Origin of the sequence: Sphingomonas sp. 8AM (genome assembly GCF_902506455.1) — a bacterium.
GTDB lineage: Bacteria > Pseudomonadota > Alphaproteobacteria > Sphingomonadales > Sphingomonadaceae > Sphingomonas.
On record NZ_LR733844.1, the window covers coordinates 2,792,104 to 2,805,200 of the forward strand.

Here is a 13,097-nt window from a genome sequence, read left to right on the forward strand (position 1 = left end):
CCCGACTAGAACGCGGTCGCGGCTTGCGCAACGGCCAAGCGTGGCGCATCGCAAGGTCATGGTGCGCGCATTCTGGCTATCGGTGCAGCAACTCGGCGACCCCGCGATCCTGCGCGTGCTCGCGCTGTCGCTGGCAATCACGCTCGGCGTCTTCATCGCGCTCGGCGCCGGGGCATGGTGGCTGATCGACGCGGCGCTGGCCGGGGTGAGCTGGCACGGCGCGCTCGCCGGAATCGCCGCGACGATGCTGACCGTCCTCGGCGGCTGGCTGCTGTTCCGCGCCGTGGCGATGCTGGTCGTCGCCCTGTTCGCCGATACGATCGTCGCCGCGGTCGAGCGGCGGCATTACCCGCAGGCGCTGGCCAGCGCGCGCCCGGTGTCGCTGGCGCGCGGATTGCGGATGGGGCTCGCTTCGGCGGGACGGTTCATCGCGGTCAACCTGCTTGCCGCCCCGGTCTATGTCGCGCTGCTCGTCACCGGGGTCGGCACCGCGGCGGCGTTCTTCGTCGTCAACGGCTGGCTGCTCGGGCGCGACCTCGGCGAGATGGTCGCGGCGCGCCACCTGCCCGCTGCGGCGATGCGAGACTGGCGCGCGGCGACCGCCGGGCAGCGCTTCGTGCTGGGACTTGCCGCGACCGGGCTGTTCGTGGTTCCGCTGCTCAACATCCTCGCGCCCCTGCTGGGCGCGGCGATGGCGACGCACCTTTTCCACGGAACCCGCCGATGAAGCCCCTCGCCTCCGCCGCGTTGCTGCTCCTGCCCCTGCTGGCCGGATGCGCCACGACCACCGCACAACGCCCCGCGGTGGCGCGCGCAATCCCGGTCGCCCTGCCGACGCTGGGGCTCGAGGCGGTGATGGGCCAGGATGCCGCGCACCTGACCAGCACCTTCGGCCAGCCCGACGCCGATGTCCGCGAGGGCAGCGCGCGCAAGCTGCAATTCTCCAGCGCGATCTGCATCCTCGACGCCTATCTCTACCCCGCCGCCGACCGCGCCGAACCGCACGTTACCTGGGTCGATGCCCGTCAACGCGACGGCAGCAGCATCGATCGCGCCAGCTGCGTCGCCGCGCTGACCCGCCGGACCGGTGGCAGATAGCGCGAACATCCTCGTTGAGCGCGGGCGCCTCTCCCCCTAACCTTTGGGAAACGGGGGAGGATACGACATGGCACCGGCGCAGCTCAGCGTGCTGTTCTTCATGCAATTATTCGCGATCGTCGCGGTGTCGCGCGCGGTCGGCTGGCTGGCGAAACGCTATCTCGGGCAACCGCAGGTCGTCGGCGAGATGATCGCGGGCGTGCTGCTCGGGCCGTCGCTGCTCGGGCTGCTCGCCCCGGAGTGGCAGGCGCTGCTGTTCCCCAAGGAAGCGCGTGGGCTGCTCTACGCGGTCGCACAGCTCGGCGTCGGACTGTACATGTTCATCGTCGGGCTCGGCTTCCGCGCCGATCATTTCCGCAGCAACGCGCGCAGCGCGACCGCCGTGTCGCTGTCGGGGATGATGGCGCCCTTTGCGGTCGCGTTGGTGCTCGCCCCCTGGCTGCGCTCGATCCCGGGGCTGTTCGGCCCGACCGTCACCGCGACGCAGGCGGCGCTGTTCACCGGCGCGTGCATCGCGATCACCGCCTTTCCGATGCTGGCGCGCATCATCCACGAACGCGGGCTGTCGGGCACCCCGCTCGGTACGCTGTCGCTGTCCTCGGGCGCGATCGACGACGCCGGAGCGTGGACGGTGCTGGCGGTGGTGCTGGCGACGTTCGGCGATGGTGCAGGCGTCGCCGTCAAAGCGATCGGCGGCGCCGGCTTGTTCGCGATCGTCGTGCTCGGGATCGGTCCGCGGTTGTTGCGCCCGCTCGGCGCGCGTGCCGAGCGCACCGGGGTAGTAGGCCAGACCGAGACCGGCATCGCGCTGATGCTGTTCCTCCTCGCCGCCTTCGCGATGGACGCGGTGGGGATGCACGCGGTGTTCGGCGGCTTCCTGCTCGGCGTCGCCATGCCGCGCGGCGCGTTCGCCGAGGGGCTGAAGCGGCAGCTCGAACCGATCACCGTGCTACTGCTGCTGCCGTGCTTTTTCACCTTCAGCGGGCTCAACACGCAACTCGCGCTGGTCGCCGATCCGGCGCTGCTCGGGGTGACGCTGGTGGTGCTCGCCGCCTCGGTAATGGCGAAGGGCGGGGCGTGCTGGGCGGCGGCGCGACTGACCGGGCAGGACAACGCCACCGCGCTCGGGGTCGGCGCGCTGATGAACGCGCGCGGGCTGATGGAGCTCATCATCATCAACATCGGGCTGGCGCGCGGCATCATCGGGCCGGCGCTGTTCTCGATGCTGGTGCTGATGGCGATCGCGACGACGCTGATGACCTCGCCGCTGTTCGAGTTCGTCTATGGCCGCCGCGCACGCGAACGCGGCGAATTGGGCTCGCTCGACGAGGAAGGAGCAGCGCCCGCGTCGCAGCGGGCGATATCCTGAGCCCGAATCTGGTAAGCGGGTCCCTGCCCCTCCGTCATCCCGGACTCGATCCGGGACCCCGCTTTCTACCGGTCGTAAGAGGCGGGGTCCCGGGTCAAGGCCGGGACGACAAGCACGGGACGTTGTTCGAGGCGAAAACGCAGTCGTTTGTCGTAGCAGCCGCGGTCTGTCAGGCGCTCACGAGCGGCGCAGCACCCGGCGGACCGGATAGAAGACCGCGCCGGGAGCAATGGACAGCGCCAGCACCACCGCCACCGCCGCGATCGACGCGCAGGTCAGCAGCCGCACCCAGCGCTCGCCGTCCATCGGCGTGCCGACCCGCACCAGCGCCAGCGCGATCAGCACCGCCGCGCCGCTGCGCAGCGCGCGCACCGCGCGCTCACCCGAAATGCCCGCTTCACGCCGGAACTTGTATGACGCCGCCGCCAGCAACACGAACGCCAGCGCACACAGCAACACCCCTTCACACATGTACCACCTCCCGTGACTGTCGCGATGTACGCACCGCCTGCGGCCGTGCCGCGCGCCACGCGGCGATGCTTAGCAGCGCCGCGACGCCCAGCATCGCTAGATCAAAACCCATGAACAGCCCGTCACCGTCGCGCCATGAGGCCAGCAGCCCGCGCGTCGTGGTCAGCGCATTGGCGACCGGCACCGCGACATAGATCGCGGCCCCGGCGGCGAAGAGAATCGCCCACGCCTGCTTCGCCGGCCGGAGCAATTGCAGCACCGCCGCCGCGCCCCAGGCATAGAACATCGTTGCGACCTCCACGGCCGCACGCCCCTCTAAGGCGGCCGGCATGATCCGGTTCGCGAGCAAATAGGCGCCCATGCCGATCGGCAGCCCGGCGATGGTGGCGATATTCAGCCGCTCGACCAGCCGCAGGCCGAAGAACGGCGTCGCGCCCGGCCTGCGCCGCGCCGCGGTCCACAGCAGCAACCCGGTACCGACCATCGCCGCCCCGGTCAGCCCGAGCAGGAACAGCACCCAGCGCAAAGCGGGCGCCGCAAAGTGCGCGAGGTGCAATCCCAGCATCACTCCCGCGGTCGACACCGCCGCCCCGCCGACCGACGGCGGCTGGAGCAGCGCGCCGGTCGCGCCCGAATAGACGACGGTGCCTGCGCGCGCGTTCAGGCGCGTGTCGGCAGCGCCGCTGATCGCCACCGTCGCGGCAGCGTCGCCGGGCTGCTGCACCACCACCCGGGAAGCTGGCATGTGCAGTCGCGCTTCGGCGTCGCGCACCAGCGGCGCGATCGCCACCAGCGGCGCTGGACGCCCGCTCGCCTCGGCGTCGCGCGGCAGGCCATAGGCTTCGCGCCCGAAGTCGAGCGGCTGCTTGTAATTGATCGCGATCGGATAGGGCAGGTACATCAGCACCAGCGTCATCAAGCCGGTATAGGTGATGACCGCATGGTAGGGCAGCGCCAGCACCGCCGACACGTTATGCGCGTCCAGCCAGCTGCGCTGCCCCTTGTTCCAGCGCAAGGTGAAGAAGTCGGCGAAGATCCGCTTGTGCGTCACCACGCCCGAGATGATCGCGCCGAGCATGAACATCGCGCACACGCCCGCCAGCCACCGCCCCCACGGATGCGGCAGCTGCAACTGGAAGTGGAAGCGGTAGAAATGCTCGCCGCCGCGGGTCTCGCGTGCGTGGATCGGCGCCCCGGTCGCCGGGTCCAGCACCTGTTCGTCGGCGCGCTTGCGGCGCTTGCCGGGCGCCTTTTCCGCAGCAGCGGCATCCGGCTTGGGAGTGGCGTAGACGTGGGTCACGACGTCGCGGTCGGTGGGCAGCTGGATGAACCATTGCTGGTCGCGGATACCGTCGCGCGACAATTGCGTGACCGCATGCTGCGCCGCGTCGGCGGTCGCGGTGCGGTTCATAGGCAGTTCGGGCTGCATCCAGCGCGTGATCTCGGGTCGGAAATAGCTGGCGGTGCCGGTCAGGAACATCGCGAACAGGATCCAGCCGGCGAGCAAGCCCAGCCAGCTGTGGATCCACGCCATCGACTGCCGCAACGAGCGCGTCATGGCCGCACACCCAGCAACCACACCGCCAGCCCGGCAACCACCGCTCCGCCCCACACCGCGCCGGCGACTCGCGTCAATCGCGGCTCGTGGAAGGACCACAGCCCCACCAGCGCATAGAAGAGGAACCCGGGGATCATCGCCCAGACGGTTGCGTCGACCCGCGCGATCGGGAGGATCCGGGCGACAAGCGTCGCGACGAGCGCGGTCAGCGCGTAACCGCCGAAAAACGCGGTGAGACAGCGCGCCAGCATCGCCAGCGCAACGACGCGGATGTGGCGCATGCGCGGTGCTGGCGTCGTCGGCGATCCCACCCGCTGCATCAGCATTCGCCACCTTCCCAGACCCGTCGATGGCAGGGCTATATCAGCGATTGCGACTGACTAGCAATAGTGAAGCGGTGCTTTCCTGCGTTCCGATTTTTAGGCGTCGCAGACGCTGGATGGCTGGCACGCCGCCGGCAGCGCCGATCATGGTAGCGATTTATTTAACCATTACTGCGATGTGGGCAGCGGGAAAGGGAACACCGAACCAGCGTGCGGCGCCAGCCGGAGTAAGGCTGCGTGCCGCACGTACCCCGTCGCTTTGAAGAAACGGTGATGCTAGGCGTTGGTTCCATGACGATAACCACGAATCCGGGTGCCGAAGGTCCGATGCGGGCGGCGTTGTCGCTGTGCCGCCGCCACATCCTGGCGGCGTTCGGCTTCAGTGCGCTGGTCAACATCCTCTACATCGCGCCGACACTGTACATGTTGCAGGTCTATGACCGGGTCGTGCCGACGCATGGCCGGCTGACCTTGTGGTTCCTCACCGCGGTGCTGCTCTTCGCGCTGATCACCTTGTCGATGCTCGACCGCATCCGCACGCGCCTGCTCGTCCGCGCCGGGGTGCGGCTTGACGCGACGCTCGCGCCGCTGCTGCTCGATGCGACGATCGGCCGCCCCGATCAGCCGGTCGCGCGGCAGGCGCTGCGCGAGTTCGACAACGTCCGCCAGACGCTGAGCGGCCCGGGCGTGCTCGCGCTGTTCGACGCGCCATGGACGCCGATTTACGTGGCGGTCTGCTTCCTCGTCCATCCGGTGCTCGGCGTCGTCGCGCTGGTCGGCGGGACGATCCTGCCGGTGATCGCCTGGCGCAACGAAAAGGGCACCCGCACCGCGCTGGAGCGGGCGCAGATCGCCGCCACCACCAGCTACGCCAGCCAGGAAGCGATGCTCGGCGGCGCGGAAGCGGTGCGCGCGCTCGGCATGCGCCGCGCGATGGTCACGCGGCAATTGCGTTATCGCGAGACGATGCTGGCGCTTCAGACCCGTGCCGGCTTCACCGGCGGCAATTACATGACCGCCACCAAGTTCGTCCGGCTCGCGCTGCAAAGCCTGGCGCTCGGGCTCGGCGCGTTGCTGGCGATCGACAACCAGATTTCGGGCGGGTCGATCTTCGCCGCTTCGTTCCTGATCTCGCGCGCGCTCGCGCCGATCGAGATGCTGATCGGCAGCTGGAAAGGCATCGCGCAGGCGCACGGCAGCTATCTGCGGCTCGACAAATTGCTGGCCGAGACGCAGGTGCCCGTGGCGGTGACGCAGCTCCCCGCCCCCAGGGGCACGCTGCGGCTCGAGAACGTCACGCTGTTCAACGACACGCGCGACGGCACGATCGTCAGCGACGTCTCGCTGCCGATCGCGGCCGGCGAGGTGATCGCGATCGTCGGGCCGAGCGGCGCGGGCAAGTCGACGCTCGCCCGGATCATCGCCGGCGCGATCCGTCCCGACCGGGGCCGCGTCCGCATCGACGGCGCCGACGTCACCGACTGGGACCCCGAGTTGCTCGCCGAACATATCGGCTACCTCCCGCAGGACCCCTCGCTGTTCGCGGGCACGGTGAAGGAGAATATCGCCCGCTTCCGCACCGAGCTGGCGCACGATCCCGCCGCGATCGATGTGGCCGCGATCAAGGCCGCCGAGCGCGCCCGCGCGCGCGAGCTGATCCAGCGGCTGCCGGGTGGCTTCGACCATGAGCTGAAGCCCGGCGGGCGCGGGCTGTCGGCGGGTCAGGCGCAACGCGTTGCCCTGGCGCGGGCGATGTTCGGCGATCCGGCGGTGCTGATCCTCGACGAGCCCAACGCGCACCTCGATGCCGAGGGTGACAGCGCACTGCTCGCCGCGATCGACCATTACAAGAAGGCCGGGCACACGATCCTGGTGGTCAGCCACAAGCTCGGCATCCTGCCGGTCGTCGACAAACTGCTGGTGATGCGTGGCGGCCGGGTCGAGATGTTCGGGCCACGCGACGAAGTGCTGCCCAAGATCGCGCCGCAACGCCCGCGCGCCGTGCCGCCGACCAAGCCAACCCCCACGATCACCGCCCCCAGCGCGAGCGCCTGAGCCATGGCCACCCTGCCCCTCCCCTCCTCACCGCTCGCCACGGGCGACGATGCGGTCCACCTGCCCGCCGATCCGCGCAGCGACATCCGCGCCGGCTTGATCGTCGCCGCATTGTTCTTCATCGGCTTCCTCGGCTGGGCGGCGTTCGCGCGGCTCGATGCCGCCGCCTATGCGGAGGGCGTGCTCGCGGTGTCCGGCCAGCGGCAGGCGGTCCAGCACCGCGACGGTGGCGTGGTCGACAAGATCTTCGTTCGCGACGGCCAGCGCGTGCAGCAGGGTCAATTGCTGATCCGCCTCGGCTCGCCGGAGGTGCTCGCCAGCGAACGCGCCCTGGCGTCGCAGGTCATCCGGCTGCTCGCCCAGCGCGCACGGCTTCAGGCCGAACAGCTCGGCCAGACCCGTGTCCCGACCCCGCGTGAATTCGCGACGCTCAACGCCGAGGATCGTGCGGAGGCCGCGCTGGCGATGCGGCTTCAGCAAACCGAGCTGAGCGCGCGCACCGCGACGCTCACCGCGCAGCGTGACGCGCTCGGCCAGCGCGCCGCGCAGTCGAACGAACAGGGCCGTGGCTATGGCGAGCAGGTGCTGTCCGCGCAGGAGCAGTTGAAGCTGCTCGACGCGCAGCTTGACGCGTTGCGCCCGGTCGCCGCCAAGGGCTTCGTCTCGCAGACCCGGCTGCGCGAGCTGGAGCGGATGCGCGCCGAATTGCAGGGCCAGCGCGGGCAATATTCCGCCAGCGTCGCGCAGACCCGCGAGGCCGCGCGCGAGAGCCAGATCCAGCGGCTCGAGGCCGAACGCACCTTCACCGAACGCACCGCCGCCGACCTGCGCGACGTCGAGGTCCGGCTCGGCGAGCTGATGCCGAAGCTGGGCGCGGCGCGCGAACAGCTCGCGCGCACCGAGATCCGCGCCCCCGCGACCGGCGCGGTGGTCGGGCTGACCGTCTTCACCCCCGGCGGCGTGATCCAGCCGGGGCAGAAGCTGATGGACATCGTCCCCGAACAGGCGCAGCTCCGCATCCAGGCGCGTATCTCGCCCGATGACGCCGACGACCTAAAGGTCGGGCAGCACACCACCGTGAAGTTCCCCAGCCTCCACGAACGCGAGATCCCGCCGCTCAACGGCACGATGACGCGGCTGTCGGCCGACAGCTTCACCGACGAGAAGACCGGCGTCAGCTATTTTACCGCCGAGATCACCGTGCCGCCCGCGGAGCTACACGTCCTGTCGCGGTTTCGCGGCGAGCAATTCAAGCTGCGGCCCGGGATGCCCGCACAGGTGCTGATCCCGCTGCGCAAGCGCACCGCGCTCGATTACGCGCTCGAACCGCTCGTCGGCGCCTTCTGGTCCTCGTTCCGCGAGCATTGATCCGACGTTCCCTATTTCGTCGCCCCGGACTTGATCCGGGGACCCGCTTCTTCTCTGCGACCGGATAGGTGGCGGAAGCACGTCAACGTTGTCCGTCATTGCGAGCGTAGCGAAGCAATCCAGAGCCGGACCAGGACGCCCTGGATTGCTTCGCTACGCGCGCAATGACCTAAGACGGTTCCGACCTCCGGTCATGATGATCCGGGTGGCCCGTGACCCATGTCACTGCCCCACCCCGACACACCCTTCGTTAACCCTCTTCCTTTACAGCGGGCATCATCGGCGACCGAACATGGCGCCGCGCCGTCCTCCCCCGTCGTTACCGTGAGTTGGCCATGCCCCTGTCCGCCGAACGCACCCGCTCGCCGCATGTTGTCCTCCGCGCGCTCGCGCTGCTCCGCCCGGAGCGGCTGAAGGCCGGCTCGCTGCTCGGTGCCGGCGCGCTGGTCGCCTTCCTGCAGGTCGCCGAGCCGCTGCTCTTCGGCAAGGCGGTCAACGGGCTCACCACCGGCGCGAACCCGATGCGCTACGTCGCGCTGTGGTGCGCGATCAGCGTCACCGTCTTCGCCGCCGGCGTGGTCATCGCCCTCCTTGCCGATCGCATGACGCACCGTCGCCGCCTGATCGCGATGTCCACCTATGTCGAGCATCTGCTCGCGCTGCCGCCCGCCTTCCATACGCAGGCGCGCTCGGGCCGGCTGATGCGGATCATGATCTCGGGATGCGAGGGACTGTTCAACCTCTGGCTGCCGCTGCTGCGCGACCAGATCACCAATCTCGGCATCCTCATCCTGCTGCTGCCGATCGCGATAATGACCAACTGGCGGCTCGGGCTGGTGCTGGTCGTGCTGATGCTCGTCTATTCGGTCGTCAACCTGATCGTGATGCGCCACACCGCCACCGGTCAGGCGCGCGTCGAGGATCGCTTCACCGACATCTCGGGCAATCTCGGCGACCTGTTCGGCAACGTTACCGTGCTCCAGAGCTTCCTCGCGGTACCCGGCGAGATGGGCAACGTCCGCCGCTCGCTCCACGATCTGCTCCACGCGCAATATCCGGTGCTCAACTGGTGGGCGGTGTCGGCGGTGCTGACGCGCGGCGCGTCGTCGATCGCGATCGTCTCGGTGTTCGGCTTCGGCGCGGCGCTGATCGAGCGCGGGCTGGCGACGATCGGCGATGTCGTGTCGTTCGTCGGCTTCGCGACGCTCATGATCGCGCGTCTGGAGACAGTCACCGGCTTCATCGTCAACGTCGCGCAGCGGCTGCCGGCGCTCCGCCAGTTCTTCGACGTCCTCGACCAGCAGAGCCACATCACCGAGGCTGACGACGCCGTGCCGCTGGCGGTCGCCGAAGGCCGCGTTACCTTCGACAACGTCTCCTTCCGTTATCCGACCGGCTCGGGCGCGGTCCATGACCTCGACTTCGAGGTCGCCCCCGGCGAGACGGTCGCGATCGTCGGCCCGACCGGCTCGGGCAAGTCGACCGCGCTCGGGCTCTTCCAGCGCGCCTGGGATCCGGAGAAGGGCCGCATCCTCGTCGACGGTCAGGACATCAGTGGCGTCACTCTCGCCTCGCTGCGCGCCGCGACCGGCGTGGTGTTCCAGGAGGCCGGGCTGTTCAACCGCTCGATCGCCGAGAATATCGCGATGGGCAATCCCGACGCCACGATGGAGCAGATCGAGGATGCCGCGCGCATCGCCGGCGCCTGGGACTTCATCATGCGCAAGCCGGACGGCTTCGCGACCGCGGTCGGCGATCGCGGCGCAGGGCTCTCGGGCGGCGAGCGGCAGCGGATCGCGATCGCGCGCGCCTTGCTCAAGAATGCACCGATCCTGCTGCTGGACGAAGCGACCAGCGCGCTCGACGTCGCCACCGAGGCACGGCTTCAGGAAAGCCTCGAGCGGCTGCGGCAAGGGCGGACCACATTCGTGATCGCGCACCGCCTCTCGACCGTGCGCGCCGCCGATCGGATCGTCGTGCTTGATCAGGGGCGGATCGTCGAACAGGGCGGCTTCGATGAGTTGCTGGCAGCGGGCGGCGCGTTCGCGAAGCTGGCGCAGGACGGCGGGCTCAGCACCCCTGCCGCCAACGACGACGCCGGAGCCCGCGCCGCCGCCTGACCTTGGGTCGATCGGCATCGAGATCATGATGACGTGCGGTCAAATTCCCATTTCGTCATTGCGAGCGTAGCGAAGCAATCCAGGGTGTCCTGATCCGGCGCTGGATTGCTTCGCTACGCTCGCAATGACGGATCAAGGTGACGTCCCTACGCGATAGGCACGCCCGGTTCTTCCCTCTCCCCTCCTTGAGGGGAGAGGGTTGCGCAGACTTGACCTTTGCGCAGCGAAGGCTCGGTCGGAGCTGAGTGAGAGGTGCGCGCTCGCGCAGCGCGCGCGCGAGCCAGAGGCTCCCTCCCCGTCCGTCACCCCCGGACTTGTTCCGGGGTCCACTTGCACGATAAAATCAACGGCCTGCACGCTCGCGGACCGGCGGCTGCCGCAACAAGTCCGACATGACGAGCGACACGTCGCACCCGTCTAGCCTCACCCGGCAATAGCGATTGGCGACGGCTCCCCGCGCCGCTACGCTCCTTGGCGACAAGGGGAAGCACGCGTGGCATCGAGTGATTATGCCGTCATCGCCGACGGATTGGTAAAACGATACGGCGAGCGGCACGTGGTCGACGGAGTCGATCTCGCGGTGCCGGCGGGCATGATCTACGGCGTGCTCGGCCCCAATGGCGCGGGCAAGACGACGACACTGCGCATGACGCTCGGCATCATCGAGCCCGATGCGGGCACGCGCACGTTGCTCGGCAGCGACCACCCGCGCGACGTCGGCGACCGCGTCGGCTATCTGCCCGAGGAGCGCGGCCTGTATCCGTCGATGAAGGCGCGCGAGGCGGTCGCGTTCATGGGCGCGTTGCGCGGGCTCGACTGGCAGACCGGCCGTGCACGCGCCGCCGACTTGCTGGAAGCCGCCGGGCTCGGCCATGCGATCGACGAGAAGATCCGCAAGCTGTCGAAGGGCATGGCGCAGCTCGTCCAGTTGCTCGGCGCCGTCGTCCACCGTCCCGACCTGCTGGTGCTCGACGAGCCCTTCTCGGGGCTTGATCCGGTCAATCAGGAACGGCTCGAGGCGCTGATCCTCGCCGAGCGCGACCGCGGCGCGACCATCCTCTTCTCCACCCACGTCATGCAGCACGCGCAGCGCCTGTGCGACCGGCTGGCGGTGATCGCGGGCGGGCGGCGACGCTTCGAAGGCACCGTCGACGAGGCGCGCGCGCTGCTCCCGCAGCAGGTCCATTACGTGCCCACCCATGCCGATGCGCAGCTCGTCGCGATGCTGCCACCCCATGCGCGACACGAGGCGGAGGCGTGGCGCTTCGCCTTGCCCGAGGAAGGAATCGAGGGGCTGCTCCGCCGCCTGATCGACGCCGGCTATGGCATCAAGGGGCTGTCGATCGAACGTCCCGGCCTCCACGACGCGTTCGTGCGGATCGTCGGGCAAACCGCTGCGGAGTCGAACGCATGAGCGCGCTGCGCCGCCAGATCCGCCAGACGCTGACGATCGCCCGCCGCGATTTCACCGCCACGGTCTTCACGCCGATCTTCCTGCTCTTCCTCTTCGCGCCGGTCATCATGATGTCGTTCGGCGCGATCGGCGGCATGGGCGCGGCCTCGGTCACACAGGGCTCGTCCGACAAGGCCCGGCTGGTCGCGATGCTGCCCGCCGCATCGGCGAACGCGCTACGTAGCGCCGATGCGCAATTGCGTCCGCTCGTACGTGGCGAGGCAGCGCCGCCGCCGCTGGCGCTGCACCCGTTGGTCGAAACTTCGCCGATTGTGGCCCACGCGCTACTCGATGCGCCCGGCGGGGACGTAAACGCGGTTTTATACGGTACGCTTGCACATCCGATGGTGGTATTTTCGGCCGGAAACCGGGACGACGCGCGTTATCTTGCGACCGTAGCGCGACAGGCCGCGCTGATCGAGCGCGCCGGCACCGCCCCGACGGTCCGGATAGAGGCTGTAAAAACCACCGCCCCCACCCTTGGCGGTCGCAACGCCGCGGCGTTTTTTGCGGTTTTCGGTATCTTCTTCCTGACCCTGTTCCTGTCGGGTCAGGTCGTGGGCACGATGGCGGAGGAGCGGAACAACAAGGTCATTGAAATCCTTGCCGCTGCCGTCCCGCTCGAAAGCGTGTTCCTGGGCAAGCTGCTGGGCATGTACGGCGTCGCGCTGCTGTTCGTTGCCTTCTGGGGTACGGTGCTCAGCCAGATTGGCGCGCTGCTTCCCGGTGACATCGGCGCGGATTTGGGCCAACTGCGCCCGGCGATCGGCATGGTTCCGTTCGTGCTGCTGTTCGCCACCTATTTCACCACCGCCTTCCTGCTTTTAGGCTCGGTATTTCTAGGGGTTGGCGCTCAGGCCGGGACGATGCGCGAGGTCCAGATGCTCTCGCTTCCGGTGACGATCATCCAAGTCGCGATGTTCGGCCTCGCCTCCTCGGCGGTGTCCCACCCCGGCACCCTCCTCGCAACCGCCGCCGAACTTTTCCCGCTTTCCTCGCCCTTTGCGATGGCCGGCCGCGCCGCTTCCGGCGCGCAATGGTGGCCGCATCTGGCCGCGCTGGCGTGGCAGTTGCTGTGGGTCGCGGTCTTCATCACGATCGGCGCGCGACTGTTCCGCCGCGGCGTCCTGCAATCCGGCAGCGCCAAGCCAGCGTGGAAGCGGCTTTTCGCGCGGAGTTGACGGCCGGCGGGACAGGGCGGCTGTCGCTTTTTTGCAACGCCGCAACAGAGTCTTGCAGCGGTGCAGCAATCGACTCGCAACTGTCACGCAACCTTCACATA

11 protein-coding genes are annotated in these 13,097 nt (G+C 68.9%); 8 read left to right on the plus strand and 3 right to left on the minus strand.

The window, feature by feature from the left end:
* Positions 1-58 precede the first annotated feature (58 nt).
* The 3 genes from BACI71_RS13195 (at position 59) to BACI71_RS13205 (ending at position 2,467) form a co-directional block, all read left to right on the plus strand.
* Positions 59-727, plus strand: a complete 669-nt coding sequence (locus BACI71_RS13195; protein ID WP_159761211.1) for an EI24 domain-containing protein — start codon at positions 59-61, stop codon at positions 725-727.
* The gene (locus BACI71_RS13200; RefSeq protein ID WP_159759325.1) at positions 724-1,098 is read left to right on the plus strand and encodes a hypothetical protein; all 375 of its coding nucleotides are present in this window, start codon (positions 724-726) and stop codon (positions 1,096-1,098) included. The genes BACI71_RS13195 and BACI71_RS13200 overlap by 4 nt, the downstream gene beginning before the upstream one ends.
* A gap of 67 nt (positions 1,099-1,165) precedes the next feature.
* Positions 1,166-2,467: a cation:proton antiporter gene (locus BACI71_RS13205; protein ID WP_159759327.1), complete on the plus strand. Its 1,302-nt coding sequence runs from the start codon at positions 1,166-1,168 to the stop codon at positions 2,465-2,467.
* 177 nt (positions 2,468-2,644) lie between these two features.
* Here BACI71_RS13205 and BACI71_RS13210 read toward each other — a convergent pair whose 3' ends face one another.
* Genes BACI71_RS13210 through BACI71_RS13220 form a run of 3 tightly spaced genes read right to left on the minus strand, consistent with a single transcriptional unit; the run spans position 2,645 to position 4,777 of the window.
* On the minus strand, positions 2,645-2,938 hold the full coding sequence (locus BACI71_RS13210; protein ID WP_159759329.1) for a hypothetical protein: 294 nt from the start codon (positions 2,936-2,938) through the stop codon (positions 2,645-2,647).
* Entirely contained in the window at positions 2,931-4,496 is a 1,566-nt protein-coding gene (locus BACI71_RS13215; protein ID WP_159759331.1) for a PepSY-associated TM helix domain-containing protein, read from the minus strand. The genes BACI71_RS13210 and BACI71_RS13215 overlap by 8 nt, the downstream gene beginning before the upstream one ends.
* Complete coding sequence (locus BACI71_RS13220) at positions 4,493-4,777, minus strand: iron transporter (protein WP_236552981.1); 285 nt, start codon at positions 4,775-4,777, stop codon at positions 4,493-4,495. Before BACI71_RS13220 ends, BACI71_RS13215 begins: the two co-directional genes overlap by 4 nt.
* 333 nt (positions 4,778-5,110) lie before the next feature.
* Between BACI71_RS13220 and BACI71_RS13225 the strand changes: the two genes are divergently transcribed.
* From BACI71_RS13225 to BACI71_RS13245, 5 genes are all read left to right on the plus strand, one after another.
* Positions 5,111-6,874 (plus strand): type I secretion system permease/ATPase, encoded by a 1,764-nt coding sequence (locus tag BACI71_RS13225; RefSeq protein WP_236552982.1) that lies wholly within the window; start codon positions 5,111-5,113, stop codon positions 6,872-6,874.
* Positions 6,875-6,877: 3 nt separating this feature from the next.
* Positions 6,878-8,242 carry an HlyD family type I secretion periplasmic adaptor subunit gene (locus tag BACI71_RS13230; RefSeq protein WP_159759335.1) on the plus strand — a complete coding sequence of 455 codons (1,365 nt, stop codon included), beginning with the start codon at positions 6,878-6,880 and terminating at the stop codon, positions 8,240-8,242.
* Positions 8,243-8,577: 335 nt separating this feature from the next.
* Positions 8,578-10,362 carry an ATP-binding cassette domain-containing protein gene (locus tag BACI71_RS13235; RefSeq protein WP_159759337.1) on the plus strand — a complete coding sequence of 595 codons (1,785 nt, stop codon included), beginning with the start codon at positions 8,578-8,580 and terminating at the stop codon, positions 10,360-10,362.
* 493 nt (positions 10,363-10,855) lie between these two features.
* Entirely contained in the window at positions 10,856-11,776 is a 921-nt protein-coding gene (locus BACI71_RS13240) for an ABC transporter ATP-binding protein (RefSeq protein WP_159759339.1), read from the plus strand.
* Positions 11,773-12,996, plus strand: a complete 1,224-nt coding sequence (locus BACI71_RS13245) for an ABC transporter permease (protein WP_159759341.1) — start codon at positions 11,773-11,775, stop codon at positions 12,994-12,996. The genes BACI71_RS13240 and BACI71_RS13245 overlap by 4 nt, the downstream gene beginning before the upstream one ends.
* The last annotated feature ends 101 nt before the right edge of the window (positions 12,997-13,097 follow it).